General features: G+C 54.1%; 26 protein-coding genes and 2 tRNA genes. 13 read left to right on the top strand and 15 right to left on the bottom strand.

Features of this window, described 5'->3' with window-relative positions; translation table 11 throughout:
* Positions 1 to 14: 14 nt before the first annotated feature.
* From MW898_RS00465 to MW898_RS00450, 4 genes are all read right to left on the bottom strand, one after another.
* A complete protein-coding gene (locus MW898_RS00465) occupies positions 15 to 776 on the bottom strand; it encodes an SDR family NAD(P)-dependent oxidoreductase (protein WP_248903565.1) in 762 nt (253 codons plus the stop codon).
* A 137-nt stretch (positions 777 to 913) separates the two neighbouring features.
* Complete coding sequence (locus tag MW898_RS00460; RefSeq protein WP_248903563.1) at positions 914 to 2248, bottom strand: hemolysin family protein; 1335 nt, start codon at positions 2246 to 2248, stop codon at positions 914 to 916.
* 430 nt (positions 2249 to 2678) lie between these two features.
* Positions 2679 to 3110, bottom strand: coding sequence for a DUF7988 family protein (locus tag MW898_RS00455; protein WP_248903561.1), 432 nt, complete (start codon positions 3108 to 3110; stop codon positions 2679 to 2681).
* On the bottom strand, positions 3110 to 4291 hold the full coding sequence (locus MW898_RS00450; protein WP_248903559.1) for an MBL fold metallo-hydrolase: 1182 nt from the start codon (positions 4289 to 4291) through the stop codon (positions 3110 to 3112). Before MW898_RS00450 ends, MW898_RS00455 begins: the two co-directional genes overlap by 1 nt.
* Before the next feature lie 70 nt (positions 4292 to 4361).
* Between MW898_RS00450 and MW898_RS00445 the strand changes: the two genes are divergently transcribed.
* A complete protein-coding gene (locus MW898_RS00445; protein ID WP_248903557.1) occupies positions 4362 to 5024 on the top strand; it encodes a rubrerythrin family protein in 663 nt (220 codons plus the stop codon).
* Positions 5025 to 5439: 415 nt separating this feature from the next.
* Here MW898_RS00445 and MW898_RS00440 read toward each other — a convergent pair whose 3' ends face one another.
* The gene (locus MW898_RS00440; protein WP_248903546.1) at positions 5440 to 5682 is read right to left on the bottom strand and encodes a hypothetical protein; all 243 of its coding nucleotides are present in this window, start codon (positions 5680 to 5682) and stop codon (positions 5440 to 5442) included.
* A 1236-nt stretch (positions 5683 to 6918) separates the two neighbouring features.
* On the opposite strand from MW898_RS00440, the gene tatC reads away from it, so the two are divergent.
* The 7 genes from tatC (at position 6919) to MW898_RS00405 (ending at position 15191) form a co-directional block, all read left to right on the top strand.
* The gene (gene tatC / locus MW898_RS00435) at positions 6919 to 7689 is read left to right on the top strand and encodes a twin-arginine translocase subunit TatC (protein ID WP_309242222.1); all 771 of its coding nucleotides are present in this window, start codon (positions 6919 to 6921) and stop codon (positions 7687 to 7689) included.
* Between the two features lie 550 nt (positions 7690 to 8239).
* Positions 8240 to 9322: a PstS family phosphate ABC transporter substrate-binding protein gene (locus MW898_RS00430; RefSeq protein WP_248903544.1), complete on the top strand. Its 1083-nt coding sequence runs from the start codon at positions 8240 to 8242 to the stop codon at positions 9320 to 9322.
* Positions 9323 to 9384: 62 nt separating this feature from the next.
* Positions 9385 to 10344: a phosphate ABC transporter permease subunit PstC gene (gene pstC / locus MW898_RS00425; protein WP_248903542.1), complete on the top strand. Its 960-nt coding sequence runs from the start codon at positions 9385 to 9387 to the stop codon at positions 10342 to 10344.
* A 1-nt stretch (position 10345) separates the two neighbouring features.
* The gene (pstA, locus tag MW898_RS00420; protein ID WP_248903540.1) at positions 10346 to 12019 is read left to right on the top strand and encodes a phosphate ABC transporter permease PstA; all 1674 of its coding nucleotides are present in this window, start codon (positions 10346 to 10348) and stop codon (positions 12017 to 12019) included.
* 3 nt (positions 12020 to 12022) lie between these two features.
* Entirely contained in the window at positions 12023 to 12892 is an 870-nt protein-coding gene (gene pstB / locus MW898_RS00415; RefSeq protein ID WP_248903538.1) for a phosphate ABC transporter ATP-binding protein PstB, read from the top strand.
* A gap of 88 nt (positions 12893 to 12980) precedes the next feature.
* Complete coding sequence (locus MW898_RS00410) at positions 12981 to 13991, top strand: phosphate uptake regulator PhoU (RefSeq protein ID WP_248903536.1); 1011 nt, start codon at positions 12981 to 12983, stop codon at positions 13989 to 13991.
* Between the two features lie 141 nt (positions 13992 to 14132).
* Positions 14133 to 15191 (top strand): S66 family peptidase, encoded by a 1059-nt coding sequence (locus tag MW898_RS00405; RefSeq protein WP_248903534.1) that lies wholly within the window; start codon positions 14133 to 14135, stop codon positions 15189 to 15191.
* A 61-nt stretch (positions 15192 to 15252) separates the two neighbouring features.
* On the opposite strand, the gene cysE is transcribed toward MW898_RS00405, so the two are convergent.
* From cysE to MW898_RS00385, 4 genes are all read right to left on the bottom strand, one after another.
* Complete coding sequence (gene cysE / locus MW898_RS00400; protein WP_248903532.1) at positions 15253 to 15810, bottom strand: serine O-acetyltransferase; 558 nt, start codon at positions 15808 to 15810, stop codon at positions 15253 to 15255.
* A 251-nt stretch (positions 15811 to 16061) separates the two neighbouring features.
* Positions 16062 to 16775, bottom strand: a complete 714-nt coding sequence (locus MW898_RS00395; RefSeq protein WP_248903530.1) for a hypothetical protein — start codon at positions 16773 to 16775, stop codon at positions 16062 to 16064.
* 255 nt (positions 16776 to 17030) lie between these two features.
* Positions 17031 to 17105 (bottom strand) — tRNA-Ile (locus tag MW898_RS00390).
* Between the two features lie 134 nt (positions 17106 to 17239).
* Entirely contained in the window at positions 17240 to 17701 is a 462-nt protein-coding gene (locus MW898_RS00385) for a MaoC family dehydratase (RefSeq protein ID WP_248903528.1), read from the bottom strand.
* Positions 17702 to 17798: 97 nt separating this feature from the next.
* On the opposite strand from MW898_RS00385, the gene MW898_RS00380 reads away from it, so the two are divergent.
* Entirely contained in the window at positions 17799 to 18458 is a 660-nt protein-coding gene (locus MW898_RS00380; protein ID WP_248903526.1) for a DUF309 domain-containing protein, read from the top strand.
* Positions 18459 to 18521: 63 nt separating this feature from the next.
* Entirely contained in the window at positions 18522 to 18944 is a 423-nt protein-coding gene (locus MW898_RS00375) for an acyl-CoA thioesterase (RefSeq protein ID WP_248903524.1), read from the top strand.
* A 141-nt stretch (positions 18945 to 19085) separates the two neighbouring features.
* On the opposite strand, the gene azf is transcribed toward MW898_RS00375, so the two are convergent.
* Complete coding sequence (gene azf, locus MW898_RS00370) at positions 19086 to 19841, bottom strand: NAD-dependent glucose-6-phosphate dehydrogenase Azf (RefSeq protein ID WP_248903522.1); 756 nt, start codon at positions 19839 to 19841, stop codon at positions 19086 to 19088.
* A gap of 200 nt (positions 19842 to 20041) precedes the next feature.
* Positions 20042 to 20659, bottom strand: a complete 618-nt coding sequence (locus tag MW898_RS00365) for a translation initiation factor IF-2 subunit beta (RefSeq protein ID WP_248903521.1) — start codon at positions 20657 to 20659, stop codon at positions 20042 to 20044.
* A 111-nt stretch (positions 20660 to 20770) separates the two neighbouring features.
* On the opposite strand from MW898_RS00365, the gene MW898_RS00360 reads away from it, so the two are divergent.
* Both MW898_RS00360 and MW898_RS00355 read left to right on the top strand, forming a co-directional pair.
* The gene (locus MW898_RS00360) at positions 20771 to 21106 is read left to right on the top strand and encodes a dihydroneopterin aldolase family protein (RefSeq protein WP_248903519.1); all 336 of its coding nucleotides are present in this window, start codon (positions 20771 to 20773) and stop codon (positions 21104 to 21106) included.
* A gap of 140 nt (positions 21107 to 21246) precedes the next feature.
* Positions 21247 to 21669 (top strand): DUF5790 family protein, encoded by a 423-nt coding sequence (locus tag MW898_RS00355; RefSeq protein ID WP_248903517.1) that lies wholly within the window; start codon positions 21247 to 21249, stop codon positions 21667 to 21669.
* Between the two features lie 288 nt (positions 21670 to 21957).
* Here the strand turns inward: MW898_RS00355 and MW898_RS00350 are convergent, their stop codons facing one another.
* The 4 genes from MW898_RS00350 to MW898_RS00335 form a co-directional block, all read right to left on the bottom strand.
* On the bottom strand, positions 21958 to 22701 hold the full coding sequence (locus MW898_RS00350; protein ID WP_248903516.1) for a creatininase family protein: 744 nt from the start codon (positions 22699 to 22701) through the stop codon (positions 21958 to 21960).
* A gap of 89 nt (positions 22702 to 22790) precedes the next feature.
* On the bottom strand, positions 22791 to 24719 hold the full coding sequence (locus tag MW898_RS00345; protein WP_248903514.1) for an ABC transporter ATP-binding protein: 1929 nt from the start codon (positions 24717 to 24719) through the stop codon (positions 22791 to 22793).
* A gap of 256 nt (positions 24720 to 24975) precedes the next feature.
* Positions 24976 to 25239, bottom strand: a complete 264-nt coding sequence (locus MW898_RS00340) for a DUF7538 family protein (protein WP_248903512.1) — start codon at positions 25237 to 25239, stop codon at positions 24976 to 24978.
* Positions 25239 to 25745 carry a DUF192 domain-containing protein gene (locus tag MW898_RS00335; protein WP_248903510.1) on the bottom strand — a complete coding sequence of 169 codons (507 nt, stop codon included), beginning with the start codon at positions 25743 to 25745 and terminating at the stop codon, positions 25239 to 25241. The genes MW898_RS00340 and MW898_RS00335 overlap by 1 nt, the downstream gene beginning before the upstream one ends.
* Before the next feature lie 177 nt (positions 25746 to 25922).
* Between MW898_RS00335 and MW898_RS00330 the strand changes: the two genes are divergently transcribed.
* Positions 25923 to 25996 (top strand) — tRNA-Val (locus MW898_RS00330).
* The last annotated feature ends 109 nt before the right edge of the window (positions 25997 to 26105 follow it).

The following is a 26105-nucleotide window of genomic DNA, read 5'->3' as shown; positions in this document are numbered from 1 at the left end:
GCACGTGGCCACAGCTACGAAATCGAATAGCCACCGTCGATGATGAGATCGTGGCCGGTGATGTACGATGCTTCGTCGCTCGCTAAAAAGCAGATCGCTGCTGCGACCTCATCAGGGTTCCCAAGCCGTTTCAATGGATACTGCGCTTCCATGCGCTTGCGTGCCGCAGCTGGGTCATCGTGTGTTTCGAAAAACTGTTTGCCAATTCCAGCGTCGATGAAGCCTGGACAAACTGCGTTGATACGCACACCGCTTGGACCACTTTCGGCAGCCACAGCGCGCGTGAAATTGATCACTGCACCCTTCGTAAGCGAATAGACCGCCTGTGATGGGAGTCCGATCACGCCTGCAAGTGATGCGACGTTGACAATCGAACCGTAGCCTTGCGATTTCATTATCGGTAAAGCCGCGTGGCATCCGTTCCAGACGCCGTTGATGTTGACGGAGACCACCAGATCACGAACGTCTTCGTCAATCTCTTCGATCTTCGCCGAGGGATGACCGATGCCAGCGTTGTTCACAAGCACATCGAGACCGTACTCGTTGGCTGTCGCTGTCACAAGATCGTGGAACTGATCGACATTAGTTACATCGAGCGTGTGATAAACGGCGTCGTTCTCTGCTTCGTCGAGTGATTCTACAGTCCGCTCAGCTGCAGCGCTATCTATGTCCGTCACGATGACGCGTGCACCCATCTCAGCACATTTTCGTGCGGTCTCGCTACCGATTCCACCGCCTGCTCCAGTGATGAAGACTGTCTTATCATCTAATCTCATACAAGAGTCACAGATATGTGAACGGTCTGAATTGCCATAAGGAAAATGGAACCCTGCATAATAGAATGAAAAGCGCGGTGTGAACTTACCGAGAAAATCGGACTGTCGGAATCCAGAAACTACTCGGAGGGCTCCGTCTATTGTTCGTTCTGTTCGTTGATTTTGGTTTCTTCTGCGATCACGGTCGAGATGCGGGTGCCATCCACCTTATCGACGTGCAAAACGTAGCCGTCTAGTTCAACCCTGTCATCGGGTTCGGGTGCGCGTCCTAACTGATCGAGGACCAATCCTCCTGTCGTTTCGAAACTCTTGCTCTCGAAGTCAGCATCGAGAGTTGTGTTGAGGCGTTGGATCGGGACGCGCCCATCGATGGTGTAACCACCGGTATCGCGGCTATCGATCGATGGCTCCTCCTCTTCGGTGTCAAATTCGTCTCTGATTTCGCCGACGATCTTCTCGAGAATGTCTTCGACAGTCACGATTCCCTCGAATGATCCCCACTCATCGAACACCATAGCCATCTGAACCTCTCGTTCTTGAAGATCAGCCAAGAGATCGTCGATATGTCGGTTCTCTGGGACTGTGAGAACATCGCGAAGGAGATCACGGGCTGTAATCGGCGCTCCTTCGTCTGCAACAGCGGCCCGCAGCATATCTTCAACGTGAACAGAGCCGAGAACTTGCTCGCCGTCGTCCCGGTTCAGAACCGGATAGCACGTGTGATTCTGCTCAGCAGTCTCCGCGAGGAGCGTCTCCAACGGCATATCTGCGGAGAAGGTCTCTACGTCCGGTCGAGGAGTCATGATTTCCCGGGCAGAGGTATCGTTTAGTTCGAAGACGCCCTCGATCATCTCCTCTTCGTCTGCTTCGACCATTCCCTGCTCGCGCGACCGCGCGATGAGCGCCCGAATATCCTCCTCGGTGTGTGTTTCTTCCGTCTCGGACGCTGGTGGATAACCAAGCATTCGCGTGAAGGCGTTGGCAGTGCCGTTGAAGAAAATCACACCCGGCATGAAGAGATAGTAGAAGAACTTCATCGGTGGCGCGACGAGGAACGAAATCGTTTCGGCGTCCTGAATGGAGAACGTCTTCGGAGCGAGTTCGCCGAAAGTCACGTGCAAGAACGTGATAAGCGAAAAGCCGATCGCAACAGCAACGATATGGACGCTTTCCGAAGCTAACGTCGGTTCCAACACTGGGCTGATGAGTGCTGCCACGGCCGGCCCGCCGATCCACCCAAGTCCAAGTGAGGAAATAGTGATTCCGAGCTGACAGACTGCGAGGTAGTCATCGAGGTTATCGACAGCTTCCTTGACCACCGTCGCGGAGGGTTTACCCTCCTCGACACGTGCTCGTATCTGGTTTGGGCGAACGCGCACGAATGCGAACTCCGCTGCCACGAACAACCCGTTGAGGAACACGAGAAAGAGCGCAACGAGAAGACTGACAACGGAGATGATCGGAGCGCTCACAGACAGCCTCTGCGTCGAATGGTCGCATCGTTCGACGGCGGTTCAACACTTCTAGATCCATCTGATCTCAGGTCAGAGATCGAAGACGCATCGGACGTACTGTGGAGACAGAATCGGGTGTTATGGATACGAGCGTCCACGTTCCCCGAGATCTGGTCTGGAGAATCGAGACAAACATCGAGAGGAACAGACATCGCACGTCTGAACTGTCGCCCACCGACCCGGCGAAGGATCGCTTGAATCAGTGCTGTTTCCATTCTCGCTCCCGATTTCCCCCCATCCCAAGATATCCCAGCAGTAACTGTAGCATCGAAGACATCCATCGATTATCTCCCTTCGCCGTAGCTCATGTAGGGCAATGAAACTAACGAGTCGTGTCGGTTTCTGGGACTAGATTGGTCCAGAATCACGGAAAAACCACTCACGAGGTTCACGGCTGTTCGGGGAGTTCGATGGTGAGGGCTTCTTCTGGAACATTCGTCGTACGAACGTATCGATGGGAGTTTCGTTCGATGTGAAAAGCCTCGATAGTAATGACGAGCCGCCGATTGTCGACTGTCGCACGCATAACGGGACCGACGTTCGTTACTACGACGTACGGTGGTGCTGCGACCGGCTCGGTCGTGAGGGAGCTATTCAGCTGGTTGACTGCGCCCGCGAGAACGCTGGGGAGTTGTTTGATGACATTTGATCGCTCAAGCTGTTCACAAAGTAGGTCTGCAGGACCATCAGCAACTGAGAATCCGTCGGGACGAGATGCAGCAGTCGCGTCTGCACACGTCAATACTGTCTGAATGAGTCTGGGATGGTCGTTCAGAAGATACGCAGAAATTCGCGTTCGCATCCACTCGATGTCGCTCATCAGTTACTCGTCGATCCAGCGGCGCAGTTGTTTGGCCCGAGTTCGAGTTCGAAGGCTTCATCCTCGGCTACTTCTGTCCCGCAGTTGATGTCAATGATCCGTTCGTAGTTGTTCGGCCGGGGCGGCATGTCATTGAGAACGCTGTCAACGAACGCTGCTTCGGTCATATCAAAGACAGAGAGGTCACGGACGTCACCGAGACGGGCGATGTGTGGTCGTTCTGTGTTCGAAGGATCGTAGTGGCCCGGCACAATGCGTGTTTCGTCGTCGAATCGCGCGAACCGATCGGTGAGCGTCCGGTAGAGTGTGCGTGCAGCGTCCCGAACGTCAGCAGCATCGGCTTCGAGATCGGGACGTGGGACGTGTTCGATGAAAAGCCCATCACCAGTTAAAAGCAGATCAAGATCTGCCACGTACAACGCGGTCATCCCGCTCGTGTGACCCGGTGCGGCGATTGGTTCGATAGACGTTGTTCCGACGGTGATGGGTTCTCCAGCATCAACTGTCGATACACGCTCGACGCCCCGCATCGCTGTTTTCGTGGAGACGATCGGTTCGACGCTTTCGCTCTGTTCGGCCAGCAGGGAGAGCCCGCTGATGTGGTCAGCGTGGAGGTGTGTATCAATAGCAGAGACGAGAGTTCCACCATGTTCAGCAGCGTCGGCTCGATACCGATCGACGAACGCTCGTAGTGGGTCGATAACGGCTGCTTCACCGTCGCTCACGAGGAGATACGATAGACAGCCACTTGACGGCCGGTCGTACTGGATCAGGACTGGCTCTGTGTCGAGTGTGAATCCCTCGTAGAGTTGTGCCCAACTGTGCATTCCACCAGTGAGGTTCACGGCTTCAATCCCTACTTGATGCAGCATCTCGACGACAGATGCACTTTCTTCTCCACGTGGACAGACGACTACGACTGGCTGATCGATGTCAGCAGCAAGCTCCTCGACAGAATTAGTCACTGAGGCACTGAGAAACCGCATATAGGGGATTTCGGTTCGATCCGCGCCCTCGATTCGCCACGCTTCGACCTCATCACGATTGCGAATATCGAGCAACGTTGGCTCATCAGTATCGAGCCATTGCCGAAGTTCCTCGGCGGTGATCGATCCAACAAGAGACCCCGAATCAGACGAAGAAGCAGCGTCAGAGTCCGAGTCAGGTTTTTCTTGATCCATGTTACAGAGTACGCAATGCGACTCCTATAACCACCGTGGCGTATTTCTTTTCAGAGGTATTTGATGGAGTATGGATGCCGATGCGTTCGTAGAGCAGGTAAATTCGGCGTGTGCAACGGAACTCGAGCGCCTCGGGAGCGAGAAAGCACTCATCGCCACGACGGATGCCGAACTCGAAACCACTCGCGTGCTTAAAGAAGCAATACTGGTCGAACAGCGTGCAAAAGCGACGTTCGAAGCGTGGGTTGTCGATGAATCAGACGAGAACGCGCGTGCGGCGTTCGAGCGGACCGCATCACAGGAAGATGATCACGCAGAACGGATCATCACTCGACTCAAAAACATTGATAGCGAGGAGTCGGAGTATTTGAACAACCACCCAGATCCAGAAGCCGACGCTGTACATCGGGAGCTTCGCGCGCTCGAAACGACACAAGAGCGCGTCGCGGCGGGCATGGTGGGACGGCCATTAGTGAGTTCGCGTACGCTCCTCCAGACAATCAACTTCTTCATCAACGAGGCAGACGAATCGACGGCGGATCTGTTCCGTACCATTCGTGCAGAGACTGATGCAGCCGTGATGGACGGTGCAATGCTACTCGAAACCGTTTGTGAAACAGATACGGAAAAACACCAAGCCGAGGCCGCAGCCATCAGTATCATCGAAACAGCCTACGAGGAGTACGCCCAGACGCTTGATGAGATGGGTCTGGATCCAAGACCACTCTGTTGATATCTATGGACGATTCCGATATGGATTCACTCGTACCGACGTTCTCTATAGCAGTCTACGACGATACATCGTGAGCGGTAAACACTTGCTGAACATTTCGTTAAACTAACATGGGTGCCAACTATTTCTGATATTATTAACTGACCATATGAGTTGCTAATTCGGATAGATCGCAAGGTTTCACCGTCCGTGAGTTTGTTTATATCTATCTATAAACAAATTGAAATCTGACTAATCCATCCGCAACACAGTATCTATCAATCGTTATGCCACCTAACAGATGGATCAAATTGGCCGGAATACAGCCAGCAAGCGCTGTTATCCATCGATATTCAATAATTGTAATGTGAATAAGCAGAGGAAGACCATCAACCAAAGAAAAGTGAATTGTCGTTGTGGTATCGGGTGAGAAGGCTTACAATCGATGGGATATGAGAGTACCGTAATGGGTGAAGACGACGGACGCAGGCCGTATGGTCAGCCACCGGACTCGGATGAGTCGTGGCAGACCCCATCTGACGAAGAAGATTCCGAAGATGGTGATTTCGTTTTCCCCGATGAGTCCGAGGAAGATTTCGTCTTTTCCGAAGAGGATGAAGAAAATGGTGTGAGCGGCGGTCCCCGTGGCAATCCAGATCCGAAGAATCGAAGCACCCAAGGGACAAACAGACGGACCGACCGCAACCGCTCAAGCAAACGGGGACATACTCCAAATTCGGGCACTTCCAGAGAAAGCACTGCTGACTCAACTGGTTCAAACAAACCATCTAGTCGTCGTGACCGATCGACCGGATCGAGCAGCTCCGATAAACCGTCCAGTCGACGAAATCGGTCCACTGGATCGAGCAGCTCTAACAAACCATCCAGTCGGCGTGACCGATCCACTGGATCAAGTAGCTCTAACAAACCATCCAGTCGGCGTGACCGATCCACTGGATCGAGCAGCTCCGATAAACCGTCCAGTCACAAAAATCGATCCACTGGATCAAGTAGCTCAAATAAACCGTCCAGTCGGCGTGACCGATCCACTGGAACGAGTAGCTCAAATAAACCGTCCAGTCGACGAAATCGGTCCACTGGATCAAGTGGCTCTAACAAACCATCCAGTCACAAAAATCGATCCACTGGAACGAGTAGCTCAAATAAACCGTCCAGTCGACGAAATCGGTCCACTGGATCAAGTGGCTCTAACAAACCATCCAGTCACAAAAATCGGTCCACTGGATCGAGCAGCTCAAATAAACCGTCCAGTCGACGAAATCGGTCCACTGGATCAAGTGGCTCTAACAAACCATCCAGTCACAAAAATCGGTCCACTGGATCGAGCAGCTCTAACAAACCATCCAGTCACAAAAATCGGTCCACTGGATCGAGCAGCTCTAACAAACCATCCAGTCACAAAAATCGGTCCACTGGATCGAGCAGCTCTAACAAACCGTCCAGTCACAAAAATCGATCCACTGGATCAAGTAGCTCTAACAAACCGTCCAGTCACAAAAATCGATCCACTGGATCAAGTAGCTCTAACAAACCGTCCAGTCGACGAAATCGGTCCACTGGATCGAGCAGTTCGAAGACAACGAACGAACCGTCTTCGAGTAAGCAGAGTTCGAAAAACGAGACTCAATGGGGACCTGGATCCGACGTTCCATGGAAACAAGATCCGTCGTCTGATTCGAAGACGGACACCAACAAACAGGAGAGCTCTCAGTCCGAGCCTGAACCTGCACCCGATCCAGCGCCGACGACCGCGGGAGCTTCAACTGATCATTCGAACTCCGACAAATCGGCGACCTCAGCTTCGGGAGCGGGAGGATCGTATAGATCGAATGAGGCACACACCCCGACAAAATCCGACGGGGGCACACTCACGCCGAAGAAGACCGAAACTGACGTGCCAAAACCGACGAGTAATGACGATGCACTCGTCCCGAGCGGGCCGACTGAGGATCAAGAAATGCCCCTCAGCGACCACATCGAAGAGATGGTCCGTCGGGTGCTGGTCGTCGTCGTGGTGATGGCTATTGTGAGTGCCATTGCCTTCCCGTTTGCCGATCGGCTCATCAACTTCATCTGGTATTCGATTCTCGATACAGCAAGTGCAGGCGTCGTTCGTCCACGAGTGTATCGTCCGCTCGCGCTCGTGCTTGCGCGCTTGAAGGTCGCAACGCTCGCTGGATTCGTTATCGCGCTCCCAGTGTTTGTCTATGAAACGTATCTGTTCATGCGGCCAGGGCTTTACCCACGAGAGCGACGCTACTACATTGCAGCAATTCCGACGAGCCTCATACTCGCAGGACTCGGTGTCGCGTTCGCCTTTCTGGTCGTCCTCCCACTCATCTTCATCTATTTCCTCGGCTATTCACAGGGAGCCGCCGAAATCGCATTCGGACTATCAGACACCTTCGGATTGATGCTCCTCCTGATGGGCTTTTTCGCGCTCATCTTCCAAATACCGCTGTTCATTATGCTCGGCGTTATGATGGGTGTCACAAGCAGAGAATGGCTCACCGACCGCCGACTGTACTTCTGGGGTGGCTTCCTTGGCCTTGCCTTCGTCACCAACCCCGACCCGACCGGAATGGCCCCGATCATCGTTGCCGGCTCGATGGTGGTCCTCTTCGAAGCAACGCTACTACTGCTCAAATGGACCGATAGAGGATAGGGTGAGACAAGTAGGGACGAATGGAGACACCCGAGCCACTCTGGTTCAACGGCTGATAGTCTCTGTCTGACTGATTCTCAATCACATTATATAGGAATAGATCACAATACAGACACAGCACCCTACAGTGTGCTTCACTACTGACTACTGATTACTGACTGATCTTGTTTGGTTACGCTGATGGCTCCATATGGAAGTGGCTCTGAAATCTGTGCTGACGACCAACAAGTGCTCTGAGGGAGCACACTGAAAGAAGCGCCCAGAGAATGTATTCGATGACGGACCACTGGACCTGTTCGAGGCTGTGATTCACCATACGAACCCAAGAAGATACCCAACGACATCTATTTCGTTAGACAGTCACACGCTCGATTTTCGCGCAAGCCACAGATAGTTCAATCCATACCGCTACTGAGCCGTACATACGCTCTATATGTAGTATGTACTAATACATTGTACTCTCCATCGAAATTATCTGTACGTAGCTAAATATTGATAGACATATCAGACATATATAGCTACTTTACCATCGTTGTAATGATCATAATTGATGACAGGCGTACCTGACATCCACGACACCCCATCGAGAAGAGAGTTTCTACTTGCATCCGGAGCTGCCGGAACTGTTCTCGTTGCAGGCTGTCTTAATAATGATAACAGCGGTAGTAATAGCACTGAAACAAAAGGCAGCGGAGACTCCACCGACGACATGGATAGCGGTAGTGGAGAAAGCACCACTGAAGGCGGAAGTAGCGGCCAGCTGTCGGGTACGATCGACATCGCTGGAAGTTCGACCGTATTCCCACTCGCGACTGCGATGGGCGAGCGGTTCAAAAAGGAGCACTCGCAGGTCAAGATCAACATCCAGTCAACTGGATCCGGTGGTGGCTTCGAGAATCACTTTTGTCCAGGACGGACCGATTTCAACAACGCTTCTCGACCGATCAAGGAAGAAGAGACGTCGAACTGCCAAGGCAACAACGTCAATCCAGTTGAGCTAAACGTTGCAACGGACGCGCTGACTGTCGTCGTTAACAAAGAAGCCAATTGGGTCGACTGCCTCACTGTCGAGCAGCTCAAAAAGATCTGGTCGGCCGAAACCAAGCCAAAGACCTGGAAGGATATCAACTCCGATTGGCCTGATGAAGACCTCGAACTGTACGGCCCAACCGACGCATCAGGTACGTACGACTACTTCATCGAGGCAATTCTCGGCGAAGAAGGTCCCGGTCACCGTCAGGACTACTCAGCGACCGAGCAAGACCGCCAGATCATCCAGGGCGTGAAAGGCTCGAAGAACGCAATTGGGTACCTCGGATTCGCGTACTACAGCGAGAACAAAGACGCGGTGAAAGCACTGGGTATCGACGACGGCAACGGCTGTGTCGATCCGTCACTTGAAACAGCAAAATCCGGCAAGTACACGCCACTTTCCCGTCCGCTGTTCACCTACCCATCGAAGGAGTCGCTGGCGGAGGAGCACGTCGCCGAATTCGCTAAGTTCTGGATCGAGAACGCGACTAACAAGAAGATCGTTGCCGACGAGGTTGGATACGTTCCCCTCGACAGCAGCCAGCAGGAAGAGCAGATGAAAAAGCTCGAATCAGCCATCAGCGAAGCCAAACAGGGTTGAGCCAGTCGGAAACGTAGAATGGTTAGTTATTTCAAAACCAAGCGGAACGACCGTGATTTGACATGAATGGAAGCGATATACAGACAGATCTGACGAGGAACACGGAAAATTCCGCTTCTGAGCTCCTAATGCGGTCGTTTTTCTTTCTCTGTGCATCACTGTCGATTCTGACGACGCTCAGTATTATCGTCCTCCTCGTTACCGAGGCGGCGAAGTTTTTCGAACTAACGGCCCCACTACTGGGCGTCGAAGGACCGACCGCCTCAATTGTCGATTTTCTCACAGGAAAGGAATGGATAATTAACAACGAACAGTTCGGCGTGCTTACCCTCGTCTCGGCAACGCTGATGATAACGATCGGCTCGGCAGCCATCGCAATGCCACTCGGTGTGGCGACAGCAATCTACTTGAGTGAATACGCACGCCCGCAGTTGCGGGCAGTACTGAAACCTGCTCTTGAGGTTCTCGCTGGCATTCCGACGGTCGTCTACGGATTCTTTGCGGTCATCTACATCACACCCGCACTAGAGATCGTCTTCCCCGACATCGGTACGTTCAATCTGCTATCAGCAAGCATCGTTGTCGGTATCATGATCATCCCGATGGTCGCTTCGATCAGTGAGGATGCGATGTCGGCGGTTCCTGACGAACTCCGGCAGGCTGGCTACGGAATGGGCGCGACGAAATTCGACGTCTCGACGGGAATCGTCGTACCAGCCGCACTCTCTGGAATCTTCTCATCCTTTATTCTTGCACTCTCTCGTGCGATCGGCGAGACGATGGCCGTGACCATCGCCGCGGGCGCGCAGGCGAACTATCTCAATCCGCTTGATCCGGCGTCTTATCTCGAAGGAGCGCTACCGATGACAGCCGCAATGGTGAGCTTACTGACGGGAGATACGACTGGTGGTGGTTTGGCGTATCGGAGTCTCTTCGCAATCGGTCTCACGTTGTTTGTCATTACACTCACAATGAACATCGTCAGCGATCTCATCGCACGACACTACAGGGAGGAGTACTGAGATGTCGATGGACACCAACACGGACACTGACGTCGACTCCGGGTACGCAGACGGGTTCGGTCACGTCAGTCGGACGGTCGGTACCATTTTCCGGTACGTGCTACTTGCCGCGACGCTATTCGGTCTCGTTGTACTGACAATTCTACTCATCTACGTCCTAAACGACGCGATTCAACCGACGACAGCCGATTCCGGTTGGCTTCTTACATTCTTTGTGACGTTCGTTCTCCCGACGATAATCGTCGGGAGCTATCTTTACTGGCGGAACGTGGACGCGTTCAAGTTCGGTGCGACCGTCGTCGGACTGTTTGTTGTTGCGCTCATGTTCGCCAGCGGATTTGCGATGATTTTCATCGATATCGTCCCACCGCTGATGTGGTTTGCCTACAGTATTGCGATCGCTGTCCCCACTGCGCTCGTCATCGGCATTGAACGGTTCGACCGACGTGTGCCATTCCTCACTCGACTCGGGATGACGGCAGGCCTGTTTTATTTCTCACTGTTCGGTCTTCCCGGTCCGGTCGGCTCTGAACTCGGTATCTCACAAGTAATTCCGAGCATTGCTACATTCGTTCAGGAGTTTCCGCTCGTCTTCACCGACTGGCTGATGATCACACTGACGCTTGGCCTTGCAGTCGCTGTAATCGTCGAACGATACGCTGTTCAGATTGGAGAGGAGCGTACGAAACTGGTTGCTGGAGGGCTTGCGCTTGGAGCGGTCATCGTGGCGGCATTCATCGGTCCACAGATCGGAATCGATCCGCTTCCAGCGACGGTGTTAGCGTCAGTGGCGGTCGTCCCGATCGGTGCGTACGTCGTCGGTTCTGCAATCACTCGCCCACAGGATCGAATCGGACTCTTGCTGACGGCTGTAATCTTCGGTGGCGTGCTGCTCGGTGCGTTCGTCGTCGAATTCGCGGGCTTTGCCGGACCACAATCGTGGGTCGACTGGCAGTTCCTCACCAGCCCGCACAGCGGCACAGCAGAAGACGCAGGACTGTACCAGGCGATTGGCGGATCGATCCTGCTGATGGTCACCGTCGTCGTGCTCTCGTTCCCGCTCGGAGTCGGTGCTGCCATCTACCTCGAAGAGTACGCCCCCGACAACCGTTTCACCCGCATTATCGATGTCAATATCTCTAATCTCGCAGGCGTGCCATCAGTCGTTTATGGACTGCTTGGACTCGGTATCTTCGTCACCTATCTCGGCCAGCCACCAGGGACAGTGCTGATCGGTGGGGCGACTCTATCGCTTCTGATTCTCCCGATCATCATCATTTCGGCGCGAGAAGCGATCCGGTCGGTTCCCAACGAGATGCGCCAAGCATCCTACGGAATGGGCGCAACCCGCGGACAAACCGTTCGGAACGTCGTGCTGCCGCGTGCGTTTCCCGGCATCCTCACGGGAACGATCCTCGCACTCGGGAGAGCCATTGGTGAAACCGCGCCGTTGATCATGATCGGCGCACCGAACGTCGTGTTCAGCCTCCCGACCGAACTATCCTCGAAGGTGAGCGCAATGCCGCTCCAAGTGTACGCGTGGGCGAGCTATTTCGCCAGTGAACCGTTCTATCAAAAGGCTGTTCCCGCCGGAGTAGTCGTGCTCGTCGCCGTTCTTCTGGCGATGAATTCTATCGCAATTCTCCTTCGAAATAGATACCAGAGAGAAAATTAAAAGATGACTAACGAAGAATTAGAACAAGAGCTCGTATCGAATACGGGTGACGCGAACGACGAGAGGTTGATCGAGACAGATGTCAGAGACGGTGTCGATGACGCAGGGGCAACCATGCAAGCCACACCAATCATCCGGACGGAGAACATCAACGTTTGGTACGACGACGATCAGGCGCTCAACGACATCACGATGGAGATTCCCAAACATCGTGTCACAGCGATGATCGGGCCATCCGGTTGTGGCAAATCGACGTTTCTTCGGTGTATTAACCGAATGAACGATCTCATCGATACCTGCCGAATCGAAGGACAGCTCCATCTTCAGGGAGTGAACGTATACGATGACAACATCGATCCCGTCGCATTGCGCCGACGTGTCGGGATGGTCTTTCAGAAACCAAATCCGTTTCCGAAAAGCATCTACGACAATGTCGCGTACGGTTTGGAGATACAGGACAAAAACGGCGACTACGATAAGATCGTCGAGCAGTCACTCAAACGTGCGGCGCTGTGGGATGAAGTCTCCGATCGATTGGACGAATCCGGACTCGAGCTTTCCGGTGGACAACAACAGCGTCTCTGTATTGCTCGCGCTATTGCCCCAGATCCCGAGGTGCTCTTGATGGATGAGCCCGCGAGTGCGCTCGATCCCGTTGCGACCTCGAAGATCGAGGACCTAATCGACAATTTAGCCGAAGAGTACACTGTGGTGATTGTCACTCACAACATGCAGCAAGCCGCTCGCATCTCCGATAAGACCGCCGTCTTCCTCACGGGGGGAGAGCTCGTCGAATTTGATAGTACCCAAAAGATCTTCGAGAATCCCGAAAGCCAGCGTGTCGAAGACTACATCACCGGTAAATTCGGCTAACTGTGAGACAGAACAACACTCAAAAGCAGCACGGACACCAGAGTGGCGATCCCTCTGTGATCCGACGTGCAGAATACAACTCCCAATAATGGAAACACGCAAAATTCAGCTGACGGGTGGATCGACGTTTACGGTGTCGCTGCCAAAACAGTGGGCAAAAGAGCATGGTCTCGAATCGGGAGCACGGATGTATCTCTACCCGCACAGCGACGGCTCGCTGTTGGTGCGTCCGAGTCCCACGCAAAACGGCAAGCGCGAGTCTCGCGTCAGCGTCGATCATCTCGACGAGGACGATATCTCTCGTACCGTCCGAGCGTTCTACGCTGCGGGTTTTGACTCGTTCACGCTCACCGCGGTTGGTGGGTTCGAGGTGTCACAGCGCAACGCAGTCACGATGGCAGCGAGCGGTCTCGTTGGTCTCGAAATCGTCTCGGAATCAGATGATGTGATCACGCTCCAGAGTTTGCTCAACACCAACGATGTCTCCATTCGCCAGACGGTGATCCAGCTTCAGCGCATCACGCTTGCGATGCACGAACGGGCCGTGACCGCCGTGATTGAGGATGATGAAGAGCTCGCTGCCCGCGTCTGTGAGCGTGACGACGAAGTCGATCGACTGTTCGGTATGGTGAGTCGCCACTATCAACGGGCGTTGTCCGACCTTCAGGAGATCGATCAACTCGGTATTGACCGTCCGACGATTGCTGATTACTATACGATTGCACGACAGCTCGAACGTGTTGCAGATCACGCAGAGAAGATAGCGACCATCTCATCTCGACTCGATGATCCACCACAGTCGATCATGGAGGAGATCGGTGCCGTTGCGCGCGAGGCGCGCGCCACAGTCAAAGACGCATCGAGCGTTCTTCTTGGCGGAACGGACATCGAGATGGCCTATCGAGCACTCGATGACCGCGATAACTTGGGGGATGACCTCGACCAACTCGACCGACGGCTGTACGACAGCGAAATTCCCGATCGGTATCTACTTGGTCTCCTCCTCGACAGCGTGCGACGAACGTCAGAATATGGTGGCAATATCGCAGAGACGCTGATTCAGGGGGCGGCGCGAAATAGAGAACTGTCGACGCGATAACGCACAATCCACACCGCGGTCTACATCTACAACCTCACTGAGCGAGGAATAACACAAACAGAACGAGCGATCATGATATACGTTATGATGCTTCTCTCGTCGACAACGCTTTTCTCAACATAGTGACTCCTAACCGTAGCTATGTCGTTCTGCACACCTCCTGCCATGACGCCTGGTGATAGTGTCGCAGTTATCGCACCATCGAGTGGCGGAGCACGGAATGCACCTCACGTTCTTGAACTCGCTCTCGATCGGCTCCGAACGGTGTTCGACCTCAACCCCATCGTGTATCCGACGGCTCGCCAGAGCGATGCGTTTCTCGCCGACAATCCACGAGCGCGTGCTGTGGACATTCACTCGGCATTCGAAGATCCCGAGATAACGGGGATCTTCGCAACGATCGGTGGATGGGATCAGCTACAAGTACTCGACTATCTCGACTCAACAGTCTTCTGTGAACACCCAACACGATTCTACGGAATGAGTGACAACTCAAATCTCTCGCTCGTCCTCTGGAACTGTGGGATTGTCTCGTACAACGGTGCGCAGTTGATGAACGAGCTCGCTGTTCCCGGCGAACTGCCAGCGTACACGGAGCGTTACTGTCGACGGGCGTTCTTCGAGGATGTCATTGGCGCGTTCGAACCGGCACCAGAATGGACGGACGAGCCGGCAGATTGGGACGATCCAGCGGCACTCGATTTTACTCCAGCGTACGAATCGAACCCCGGATGGCGGTGGGAAGGTAGCGATCGGTCCGTCACAGGCCGTCTCTGGGGTGGCAACCGAACCATCGTGGAGTGGCACTGCGCAACCGATCGGTATCTCCCTTCACCGGACGAGCTCGACGGTGCGGTGCTCGCCATCGAAACTGCAGAAAATCTCCCGAGCCCAGTGGACGTCGCAGCAACGCTCATGTGCCTCGGTGAACGGGGACTGCTCGAGCGCTTTGCAGCCGTGCTGGTTGGCCGTATCCCTGGACGGAGTTTCCTCGAAGAACCACCGCTCGAAACGCGAGAAGCCTACCGAGAGCGTGTTCGTAAAGCGATCACCGAACAAGTCGAACGATACAATCCCGATGCCCCTGTTGTTCTCGGTCTCGACTGGGGACACACAACACCCATCGCACCGCTTCCGATAGGACGTCTCGTGACAATCAACCCAGAGAGAGAAACGGTCATAACACATCAAGAGCGCTGAACTGCCTCAGAGCAGGATTTGGTTTGGATATAATCTCAGACCGTCCGACAATCAGCCAGTGTTACTCCCCGAAATCCTCTCTCACTTCTGCGAGGTAGTCTGTTCCACAATCGCCGACGAGTTCTGCGGGGACACCGACGACGGTGCAGTTCGGGGGAACGGATTCGAGGACGACCGATCCAGATCCGACACTTGATTTCCGCCCGATCGTGATCGGTCCGAGAAGCGTCGCATTCGCGCCGATAGTCACGTCGTCTTTGAGCGTCGGATGGCGTTTCTCTGGTTCGATAGAATCACCACCCAGCGTGACACCATGATATAACATTACGTCGTCGCCGATCTCTGCTGTTTCACCGATCACGACGCCAGCACCGTGATCGATGAAAAATCGGTCGCCGATCTCGGCACCAGGGTGGATCTCGACGCCGGTGAGAAATCGCGCCACGTGTGAGAGGAATCGTCCGGCGAGCAAGAAGTCCTCTTCCCAAAGAGCGTGCGCAATACGGTAGAGCCAGATCGCGTGCAGCCCAGGATAGCAGAGGAGAACCTCGGGAACGCTCTTGGCTGCCGGGTCTCTCGCAAATGCGGTCTCTATGTCCTCTCGAATCCGGTCGAACATCCTTATTTACCGTGTTAGTATTGGATGTATATAGCGCTACCGTCGCGTCCAATAGCATCGATACCAAATCAACACAAATCAACAATTGTTTATATTTCTTAGTCTTCTTCGCTGGTTTAATGTAGAATGTAACTCGGGATTTCGACGGAGGCCGAGGACGAGGGAATTAAATGATCGGATGAATCGAACAATCAAATGAGTGAGGTGACACGGTCGTGGAATTATTTCTCATTCATTGTGATGTGATATGCTTACTCCGGCTCGTAGTTCACGGTCGTAGTCCACGAGTTGATTGTTCCATCCGTATCCTTTTCTGCGAGTTCGACGGACACTTGAAGCGGTCCGCGACCATACTTTTCGAACTTCGATCCGTCGAGAGTGATCGTGAAGACACCATTGGCAGTGTTCCTGAGTTCATTGGAATAGCCGTACACCTCGCCATTGATCTTGACAATGAAGTACGGTTTGTTCGCGGAACTGGTGTCCGCGTTGACCTCAAGATTGAAGTCGGAAACGTAGCCGTTTCCGTTCTCATCGGTCTTTTCTGTGATCCGCAGACCACCGGATGCTGCTGTCCTCGTCGCTGTCGATGTTGGCGTCGCCGTTGTTGTTGGTGTTGCCGTTGGCGTCGCTGTCGTGGTCGTTGTTGGTGTTGCCGTTGGCGTCGTGGTCGGCGTCGCTGTCGGCGTCGGTGTGTCAGTCTCCGACGAAGTCGGTTCCGACGTTGATGATTGCTGGTTTCCGCTCGTTGCAGGCTCATCAGTGTCGCTGTTAGTCTCATCTGATTGGGATGCGCCAAATAGATCTAGTGCTCCCCCTCCTCCGGCGGTGATGATAGCTCCAACCAGGAGAAAGAGGATGCCTGCAGCGATGAGTGCAACCTGCAATACTCGCTGACTGCGGTCATTCGTGCTTTCACGCCTTCGTTCGCGTCCCCGTCCTCGTGGACCTCGTCGTCGGCTCATTCGGTCTCGTTTTGGACTCATACCGTATGAGCACATCGTTGACGGCCGAGTCAAAATAGCCGTCTACTTTGTCGATGACAATCAGCCGCGAACCCGATATGTTCGGGCGTAGGCAACTGATTGCAATCGAATACGAGCGCTCGTACGATTGAGTGTTTTTGTATTTTTGTTGTCGTTCGCGTTTCGTCTCGACTGCACCGTGAGTTCTGTCGTGGGTATACAGTTGATGTCCGGTCACTTTGACCGCTGTTTTCATGGGCCCTGCCGGATTTGAACCAGCGATCAATCCGTTATGAGCGGATCGCTTTGACCAGGCTAAGCTAAGGGCCCTCAGTTTCCTTTTTCGACCATCCCTCTTTAGTTTGCCGGGTATGTTCCAAAACAGTTCAAACAGACATCAATAATTGTTACCGATGGTCGCCGAACTACACGATTGCGCTTTAGAGCCGCTGAACATTCCCTACTCAGTTTTCGGGTGCAGAACTGCTGTCTCGCATTTGATAGAGCACTAATCCAATCATAGACATGACCTCAGTCTCGTCCTGATTGTAGACGGTGGTGCGGGAGTGAACGAGTCCGAGATTATCGTCCCACGGTTCTTTATCTACCACTTCGGTCTTCACAGAGAGCGTATCATCGGGACGGACGGGCTGTCTCCAACGCAGATCATCGACTCCGATTGCACCTGTTGCACTCGAATCGCGGATGACATTTTCGACGAGCATACGCATCGTGACCGCAGCGGTGTGCCAGCCACTGGCAATGAGTCCACCGAACATCGACTGCTCTGCAGCGTCTTCGTCTACGTGGAACGGTTGCGGATCGTACTGCTCGGCGAACGAAACGAGTTCCTCTTTTTCGACCGTATATCCACCGAACTCTCGCGTATCACCAATCGAAAGGTCCTCATAGAACTCCAGAGGCATGATCAACAGTGTGTGGACAGAAGGGATAACACTGCTGACTACGGGTCCACAGTACGGTTGCCGCCGGCGTTTTGACCACTCGGGAAGAACAGATCATATGGACAAGACTGGGAGAGAGACAGCGGAGATGGATCTGGCCGCACATCTCCGAGCGGGCGCTGCAATCTACAACGCCGGTGAGTACCACGCTGCACACGATGCGTGGGAAGAACTGTGGCTTGAGATGGACGACGGGCCCGATCGTGATCTTCTACAGGGCTTGATTCAGTTCACCGCTGCCGTCTACCATGCTGATCAACGAAACTGGGCGGGCACCACAGGACTCGCAACGAGTGCGCACAGATATCTAGCCGATCTCGGTGCGGCCCGTCACGGCGTTGCACTCGAATCCATTCGTGATTATCTCGTCGTTCTCGGTCGTGATCCAGAGGTCATCGAGCGTCGACGACCGATCCGGATAGTACTGGACGGTGAGCCGGTCATCGTCGATGAACTCCCATTCGAGTCGGTGGCGATCGCCGCACGCGTCCTCGCAGCAGAATACGACTACAATGAGGATCAGATCGAACGAGCAATCGAGTACGCGACAGCCGATCTCGCAGCAGAAAAGGTAACAAGCCCGTTCGTCACGTTGCTAATCGACTTCGTGCGTGGAGAGCGTGGAATTGTTCGCCAACGGTTATCAGAACACATTGGACGCCGCAATCACAAAGAATCAGATGTCGAGGGACTATTCGAAACGGATTCGGACAACTAGTTCGAGGCACTGTCACAATATTTTTAGCTGCGTTAAAGACCGCGGCACGCTGATCTGTTGTCAATGCACGAGGTGTATGAGAATCGCGTTCGATTCGCCGAGACTGACCAGCAAGGTGTCGTGTTCTACGGCGAGTACGTCACCTACCAAGACGAAGCAACGTCCGCATTTCTGCGGGAGATTGGCTATGACTACACAACGCTGATCGAGAACGAGTGGGATATTCACGTCGCACACGTCGATCTCGATTATCGCTCACCAGCGTTCTTCGAAAATGTGATCGTCAATTCACTCCGCGTTGAATCAATCGGCCACTCCAGCATAACGTTCGACTATCAGGCGAGGCGCTCGATGGACGACACTGTGCTCGTCGAAGGTCACGTGACCCACGTTGCAGTCGATGATACCGGAACACCGACCCGTATTCCTGATACGTTCCGCGATGCCGTCATCGCGTTTCAGGATGAGCCACCCGAATCAGCTTGACAGCGTCACTCGGCGAACCAATCAGGGCAGCTTCTCAAACGGTCGCAAAACGACCGAGCACGAAATGGATTGTTTCACACAAAGAGCGCTACCGAGTGTCGTGCTGTTCGATCAGTGGATAGCAACACTCAGCAAAGTGATTCAATCGGTGTAATCAGCGGAGTTGTCCTGCGGATCGTAGCCAAGCACCTCGTGAGCACGGTCGATCGAGTAGTACTTTCGGTCGTTGTCCGAGATGCCGTAGATGATTTCGTAATCGACATCGGAGGTAATACAACAGTCGAACAAGTGGGCACAGTCCCGATAAGAGAGCCACATTGCCTGCCCGCGCTCGTAATCGATTGGTGGATGATCCTTTGTGAGATTGCCGATGCGGAGACAGACAACGCCGATATCGTACTCATCGTGGAAGAACCGTCCGATGATCTCACCGGTGGCTTTGCTAATGCCGTATCGATTCGATGGCCGAGGGAGTTCTGTTCCATCGAGTTGGAAATCGCTGCTCGTGCGGTATATATCGGGCTTGCGCTCGGTTTCGTAGTGGCCAACAACGTGATTCGAGGACGCAAAGATAACCTTCTCAACCCCAGCATCGATGGCTGCCTCGAAAACAGTGTGAGTCCCGTCGATGTTGTTCGTGATGACACTATCCCATCCTGCCTCAGGACGTGGATCACCAGCGAGGTGAATGACGACATCGACGTCTTCCATCGCCTCGCGGATGGCATCCTTGTCGGTGATATCGGCGACAACGTACTCGTGATCAGACTGATGGTTGTCTTTACCTGTCGGTGGCTCGCGATCTATCAACCGCCAATCATAGTCTTGACCGAGTCCGCCGAGGATAGCGCTTCCAACGCGACCTGCGGCACCTGTGAGCAGCACCGACGTGACCATTCACGAGTCGAAAAGAGCGAGGGGAGTAATAATCGTGCGGTTTGGACAAAGCTCCAGACCATTTGGGTCGTATGATGATGTCAAACGCAGTAGGAGAACGCACAAGATCATCTAGATGTATCTACTGAGGTGAGAGTTCGCACAGAAGATATCCGCTGAAGATAGCAAGAACAGCGAACGGAAGAGAGCACTGCGTTGGATTAGTTTGTCACGAGCCGAGCAAACGCCAGCGAGCCAGAGACGTTTTCGATGTATGCCTCAACGACGTCGCCCTCCGCCGCACCGGGGACGAAAACCGTATATCCACCCCGTTCGGCAACACCGTCGCCCTTGCGGCCCGTACTGACGATTTCGAGCGTGTAGGTTTGACCCTCTTCGATCGCATCACGCTGTTTGGTCTGTTGGGTGCCGCGGCGGCGCTTTGAGACGGGACGGAACGCACCACAAGCATCACACCTGAGCATCGGTGTTCCGTCTTCAGTCACGAGTCGAGTATCGGGCAGTCCACACTCCGCACAGAGGACGTACGCTTCGACGTACGCATCGGTGGCCGCATCGAAATCCGTACCGGAGAACGTCCCGTTGTACCGCCCGACACCGTCTGTGAGCTTTCCGTTCGTTCCGAGATCACGCTGGATAAATCGGTGGAGATGGTCCGGGGTTCGGGAGATAGTATCAGCAATATCCTCAAGATTCGTTAAGCGTGTGAATGCACCGTCTTTCTGTGCCGTGGCATCCGGCACTTCGAGACGCTTGCCGTCCGATTGGATATCTGGCACTGCATCCATGGCTCTATCGAGGCTCGATTCGTAATCCATATCTGATAGTTGGGGCTTGAGCCGTAAACCCGTTGCGAGATACGGTTCGACATGGTCTAGGATTGAGCCGAATCGGGCGGCATTTAATTGCGGGAACGTGATATCACAGATATGGACCCGACAGACCGCGAAACGGCCTGTTTCGAAGCAGGAGTGAAATTCGGTGCACTGTATCATCAGTTCGCCGGTGCTCCAGTCAGTCCGAAGAGTGCCGCGAGTCTCGAAACTGCTATTGAGGAGACAATCGAGAACCAGCCGTACTGTGAGGAAGTTTCAGTCGATATCCACACCGACGAGCTCGAAACAACACGGGGGTACACCGAACTCACAGGAGAGTACATGGATGTTGTCATGCGGATCGAGTACGAAGACTGCATTGTCCATGCCGAGATGGCGATGGAAGACGGCTACCCTCTCATGCGCGTCGTCGATATCGTCGGTGAGTAGTGGTAGTGAACGGGGAGGATCTGAGATGAGCACAGTTGGGTGTGTCACGTGCGAATGAGGAGGTTCGACCGACGCGCGGTGCAGATTTCACTTTCAGTTTTGGGCGGGTATTTATACCCCATGACGAAGAATCACACGCCATGAGCCAGACGGCCCTCGATGACGACGAACTCTTTGGAGAGGCAGCGAACGAGATCCGCACCGACGTAGAGTCGAGCCTCGAAACGGCCCGAGAAGCACTCCCGGAAGCCGATGATATCTGGACCGCCGAGGCTGAAAACACCCTCGGAGTCCTCAATTCCCTCCATTCCGTGCTCGATACAGGCGATGCCGCAGAACACCTCCGAGACGCCAAAAAGTGGTATACGATGGGCGAACGAGCGGACGCCTTCGAAGACGCCGACGATCTGCGAGAAAAGATCGAAGAACTCGAAGAGATCATGGACGATATCTCAACCGCTCACGAACAAGTGGGCGATCTCGCAAGCACAGTTCCAGAGCTCCGAGGTATGCTCGACTCGATCGAACAAAAGGACGAGGACGAGGAGGACACAGAGGAGTAGCATCGACTGTAACGTGCCGTGAAGTGAACCACGGTACTGTCGTGTGAATACTGATACCACGGGGTACAGACGAACTGGTGGGTTCTACGATGATCGGATCGATACTCGTGGATACGAATACGTCAAAGAGTTGGGTTGAAGACACGTCTTCGAAAAGAGCAATTTATAGACAGTCGAGATTCCTCTGTCGGTTGCGTTCATCACTCGACATTCTCGTCCACTTATTGTGCGTGCGATCACAGCAGGAGCGTGAGCGCAGACCCTTCCGTTGTGCGTTTTATACAGCACTCACCGGTGCTCTGGCTGGGTAAGATTGCGCGCAGCAACGGTTTCTAACAGATCGACGAGAGCCGTCGTAATTTCCTCAAGCAGCTCTTCACCGTATGCAGCGTCTCCTTCGGACGGATCGCCGACAACGCCATTTTCGGTGAACTCGGCAGAGTCGTACGCGAGATTCGTCCCCGACTGCCAGACTCCCCATCGGTCAACAGCACCGGCACTGGCATCCTCAACTCTGTCTTCACGAATAAGATCCGGGTGGAGGTGACGAACGAGCGCTGTTTCGAGCGCTCCGCCGTGTCCCATCTCGTCTGAAACTGCGTTGAACCACGTAAATGGCGCCACAAAGGCAGCGTCGTGACGAGTGATCGTCGCACAACACTCACGAAGGGCAGCAACATTTCCACCATGACCGTTGACGACCACGACGCGGTTGAAACCGTGGTGTGTGAGACTCTGGATGGTCTCACGGACGTACCGACGGAACGTTTCTTCGGTTACCCACAGTGTCCCAGTGAACTGACGATGTTCTTCTGCGACCCCGACCGGAATCGTCGGCCCAACGACCACATCGCCGTCGTAGCGGTCTGCACCGACAGCGGCGATTCCCGACGCAATGAGTGCGTCTGTCCCGAGCGGCGCGTGCGGTCCGTGTTGTTCCGTCGATCCAACGGGAAGAAGCGCCATATCCGTCTCCATGTCGGATTCTGTTTCGGCAGCGACATCGGTCCACGGGATCTCCGAGAGGTGCATATCCGGCAAACGGATCTCAGCGTCTTGAATCATCGGTGCGTTCATTTTTCCAACCGAGTGAGCACCCCAACCGGTGAATCGAGCGTGAATTAGTCGTCTGCGCCAGTGCGGGCCTGTCGGTTGGCTGCTCGATCGATGAATTCCTGTGGCAGTTCGTCGATCTCACCCGCCTGAACGCCCCAAAGATGCGCATAAAGCCCATCATTTTCGATGAGTTCCTCGTGTGGGCCATGCTCAACGATGGAGCCACCTTCGAGGACAATGATCTGATCGGCGTCTTTGATCGTCGAGAGGCGATGCGCGATGGCGAACGTCGTCCGGTCGGCGGTGAGCCGGTCGAGACTGCGCTGGATGAGCATCTCGGTTTCGGTGTCGACATCGCTGGTCGCTTCATCGAGTACGAGAATAGCGGGGTCTTTGAGAACCGCCCGCGCGATGGAGAGCCGCTGGCGCTGTCCGCCCGACAGCTTGACACCGCGTTCACCGACCATCGTGTCGTAGCCGTCCGGAAGGTTCATGATGAAATCGTGTGCCTCTGCGGCTTTGGCGGCCTCAGTGATCTCTTCGTCGCTCGCGTCGAACGTTCCATACGAAATGTTCTCGCGGACCGATCCGTAGAACAGGAACGTGTCCTGACTGACGTATCCAATGCGTTGACGAAGACTCTCGATGGTCACATCACGGATATCTTGCCCATCGATTCGGATCGCACCAGCATCAACGTCGTACATCCGGAGTAGAAGTTTCAGCACGGTCGATTTACCGGCACCCGTTGGTCCGACGAGCGCAACCGTCTCGCCACCCTCGACGGTGAACGAGACGTCCGTGATGATCTCCTCCTCGTCGTACCCGAACGTCACGTCGTCGTACTCGACGCGGTCTTCAGTCACGACTAACTCGTCTGCAGCCTGCGCTTCCTGAATCTGGTTCGGTTCGTCCATCAATCCGAAGATGCGTGCAGCCGACGCGTACGCGCGCTGGTACATGTTGATTATCTGACCGAACTGTGCCATCGGCCAGATGAACCGTTGGGTAAAGAGGATGAATATGACGAAGTCACCGGCGGTGAGTTCACCGGTGAACGGACCGGGGGCAGCACCTGTCGCTTGGTATGTGAACACCCAGAATCCGCCGACCACGAACGTGAGAACAAATCCAATTCCGGCAATTACGCGGAGACCAGGGAAAAACTTGATACGCGTCTCGATGGCGTCCCAGTTCGCGTCGAGATACGTTTGTGAGACGCCATCGACGCGGTCGGATTCGTACCCTTCGGTATGCGAGGTTTTGATGACCTGAATTCCTCCTAAATTATTTTCCAGTCGAGAGTTGACCCGACCGACTGAGGAACGAACTGCTGCGTACTTTGGTTGGATCGTTTGGACGAACTTGTAGGTGAACAGAGCGATGAGTGGCACGGGCAACAGCGCGATGAGCGCGAGTTGCCAATTTTTAGAAAACAGGATGACTGCGATTCCGACGACCATCACCAGTAGTCTGAACATGGAGTTCATCCCGTCGTTGAGAAAATTCTCGAGACGATTCACGTCGTTCGAGAGGACGGACATCAGCTCACCGGTCTGTTTATCGGCGAAGAAATCCATGTTCAGCCGCTGCATTTTGTCGTAGGTGTCCGTGCGGAGATCGTGTTGGATGTGTTGGGCAAACGAGTTCCATCCCCAGTTGCGCATCCAGTGGAAAGCCGCCCCGCCGAAGAATGCGACGGCGATAATGCTCGTCAGTAGCACGAGTTGGTCGGACTTCGTCGTCGGTAACCACTCGTGTGGCACGATCCAGAGTCCGAACGCCTTTTTATTAGAGAAGATAGAATCGACCGCGAGCCCGAGTAACAGAGGCGGAAGCAGATCAAGCACCCGAGCGACAATGCTGGAAACGAGTCCACCAACGAACGCGGGTTTGTTCCGGCTCCCGTACTCCAAGAACAGCCGTCGCATCGGATTCTCAGCCTTTTCCCGTTGCTCCTCGAACGGGTCGTCTTCGTCGGCGGAATAGTCCATTGTTGCATCGACAAGTGCATCCAGCAAAAGACTTGGTAAGGATTGTGAACTAGTAGCACTCGATAGGCTAAGCAGGGAAATTCGGGCCGTATACGGAGAGTCTGTGTTTCGTATTCCACAGAGTCCTCACCACGAGAGCATGATCTGTACGTTTTGTTTTTGAGCGATAGTACTTGTTCAGACTAAGTTCTCGCTGTAGATTTCGAAGGAATCTCGCCTGGTCGTGTGAGGAATGAAGTCTTCACACTAACGCGTGCTACAGCAATCGTGTCTCGTTCTCGGGATTGATACCGACTTGTGCGAGATCTCGTCGAATTCGCTCGCGCAGTGGGTCGGGGACTGCCTCCCGTGGAACGGGAACAGCGGCGTTGCCCTCGTTGACTTTCCAGTAGAGAATGGACTCTCTCGCCTCGTAGAATTCGATGCTATAGCGTTCGTTCTCGCCTTCGTAGTGAACGCGGGCGGCGTATCCTTCTGAATGCCAGCCATCCAGTTGTGCGAGGCTGTTCGCGTCGCCCATCAGTGTTGCCCCTCGATGACGACCCGGTCACCCGCTTCGATACCGTGTCTTGTTGTCCAGTTGTGATTCACTTCCAGCACGTACTGTCCGTGGCCGGGATATTGGTACTCATTTCCATCCGCGTCCTCGGGTGGTTCGGGTGCGTGGTGTATTTTCGTGATACGCCCGTCTGCCCCGATGTAAACGATATCGATTCCGAAGTCCATTCCGCGCATGACGTAGGTGTGGTCCCCGGGCGCGTCGTACGTAAACAGCATGCCTTCGTTTTTTGGCAGCTGTGTGGTGTTGCTCAGTCCTGTATAGCGCTTCCACTGGGTGTCGGCGATTCGAGCGTCAACGTGACCGAGTTGCGTCTCATTTTCGTCGTAAATCGTTACGCTGGTGCGCTCGTACTTGTCCTCAGCAGGAGCTGGTACCGCAACAAACCCAGTTGCGACGAGTACAAGCACGATGAGCATCCCGACGAGCACCACTCCAATGGCGCTCGTGACGCGTCGAGAGACCATTCACCTCCTTCTTGGATGAGGACCAACTAAGATGTCCCGGACCGGGAGGCGTTGCTGGAGGATGACTCGCGTGTTCGATGCTCCGTTGAGCGAGGAAAAAGGTACGGTAGGGCAGGGCATTTCAGCCGCGTGGCGAACGAAAAGTGTTATTCGGATCGAGAATGTGTGTAGGGATACGGGTCCGTGGTCTAGTGGTTTATGACGCGTCCCTTACAAGGACGAGATCGGTGGTTCGACTCCGCCCGGACCCATTATTTTTGTTTCATTCCTGATTCGATCGAGTTCAATCCATCTTCGTCTGCCGATCTGGCCCGACAATTTCGAAACCCTTTTTCAAGTGCTCGTCGTTGCTCTGAATGA

It is taken from the genome of Halocatena marina, from assembly GCF_023276375.1.
Taxonomy (GTDB): domain Archaea; phylum Halobacteriota; class Halobacteria; order Halobacteriales; family Haloarculaceae; genus Halocatena; species Halocatena marina.
Note: the sequence above shows the minus strand (reverse complement) of the source record. Positions and strands in the feature narration are given on the sequence as shown.

Bases quoted from the DNA above. Each gene is read 5' to 3' on its own strand.
- MW898_RS00465 (WP_248903565.1), bottom strand. From the start codon at position 776: ATGAGATTAGATGATAAGACAGTCTTCATCACTGGAGCAGGCGGTGGA.
- MW898_RS00455 (WP_248903561.1), bottom strand. From the start codon at position 3,110: ATGAGCGACATCGAGTGGATGCGAACGCGAATTTCTGCGTATCTTCTG.
- MW898_RS00450 (WP_248903559.1), bottom strand. From the start codon at position 4,291: ATGGATCAAGAAAAACCTGACTCGGACTCTGACGCTGCTTCTTCGTCT.
- MW898_RS00445 (WP_248903557.1), top strand. From the start codon at position 4,362: ATGGATGCCGATGCGTTCGTAGAGCAGGTAAATTCGGCGTGTGCAACG.
- MW898_RS00430 (WP_248903544.1), top strand. From the start codon at position 8,240: ATGACAGGCGTACCTGACATCCACGACACCCCATCGAGAAGAGAGTTT.
- pstC (WP_248903542.1), top strand. From the start codon at position 9,385: ATGAATGGAAGCGATATACAGACAGATCTGACGAGGAACACGGAAAAT.
- pstA (WP_248903540.1), top strand. From the start codon at position 10,346: ATGTCGATGGACACCAACACGGACACTGACGTCGACTCCGGGTACGCA.
- pstB (WP_248903538.1), top strand. From the start codon at position 12,023: ATGACTAACGAAGAATTAGAACAAGAGCTCGTATCGAATACGGGTGAC.
- MW898_RS00410 (WP_248903536.1), top strand. From the start codon at position 12,981: ATGGAAACACGCAAAATTCAGCTGACGGGTGGATCGACGTTTACGGTG.
- MW898_RS00405 (WP_248903534.1), top strand. From the start codon at position 14,133: ATGTCGTTCTGCACACCTCCTGCCATGACGCCTGGTGATAGTGTCGCA.
- cysE (WP_248903532.1), bottom strand. From the start codon at position 15,810: ATGTTCGACCGGATTCGAGAGGACATAGAGACCGCATTTGCGAGAGAC.
- MW898_RS00395 (WP_248903530.1), bottom strand. From the start codon at position 16,775: ATGAGCCGACGACGAGGTCCACGAGGACGGGGACGCGAACGAAGGCGT.
- MW898_RS00385 (WP_248903528.1), bottom strand. From the start codon at position 17,701: ATGCCTCTGGAGTTCTATGAGGACCTTTCGATTGGTGATACGCGAGAG.
- MW898_RS00380 (WP_248903526.1), top strand. From the start codon at position 17,799: ATGGACAAGACTGGGAGAGAGACAGCGGAGATGGATCTGGCCGCACAT.
- MW898_RS00375 (WP_248903524.1), top strand. From the start codon at position 18,522: ATGCACGAGGTGTATGAGAATCGCGTTCGATTCGCCGAGACTGACCAG.
- azf (WP_248903522.1), bottom strand. From the start codon at position 19,841: ATGGTCACGTCGGTGCTGCTCACAGGTGCCGCAGGTCGCGTTGGAAGC.
- MW898_RS00365 (WP_248903521.1), bottom strand. From the start codon at position 20,659: ATGGATTACGAATCGAGCCTCGATAGAGCCATGGATGCAGTGCCAGAT.
- MW898_RS00360 (WP_248903519.1), top strand. From the start codon at position 20,771: ATGGACCCGACAGACCGCGAAACGGCCTGTTTCGAAGCAGGAGTGAAA.
- MW898_RS00355 (WP_248903517.1), top strand. From the start codon at position 21,247: ATGAGCCAGACGGCCCTCGATGACGACGAACTCTTTGGAGAGGCAGCG.
- MW898_RS00350 (WP_248903516.1), bottom strand. From the start codon at position 22,701: ATGCACCTCTCGGAGATCCCGTGGACCGATGTCGCTGCCGAAACAGAA.
- MW898_RS00345 (WP_248903514.1), bottom strand. From the start codon at position 24,719: ATGGACTATTCCGCCGACGAAGACGACCCGTTCGAGGAGCAACGGGAA.
- MW898_RS00340 (WP_248903512.1), bottom strand. From the start codon at position 25,239: ATGGGCGACGCGAACAGCCTCGCACAACTGGATGGCTGGCATTCAGAA.
- MW898_RS00335 (WP_248903510.1), bottom strand. From the start codon at position 25,745: ATGGTCTCTCGACGCGTCACGAGCGCCATTGGAGTGGTGCTCGTCGGG.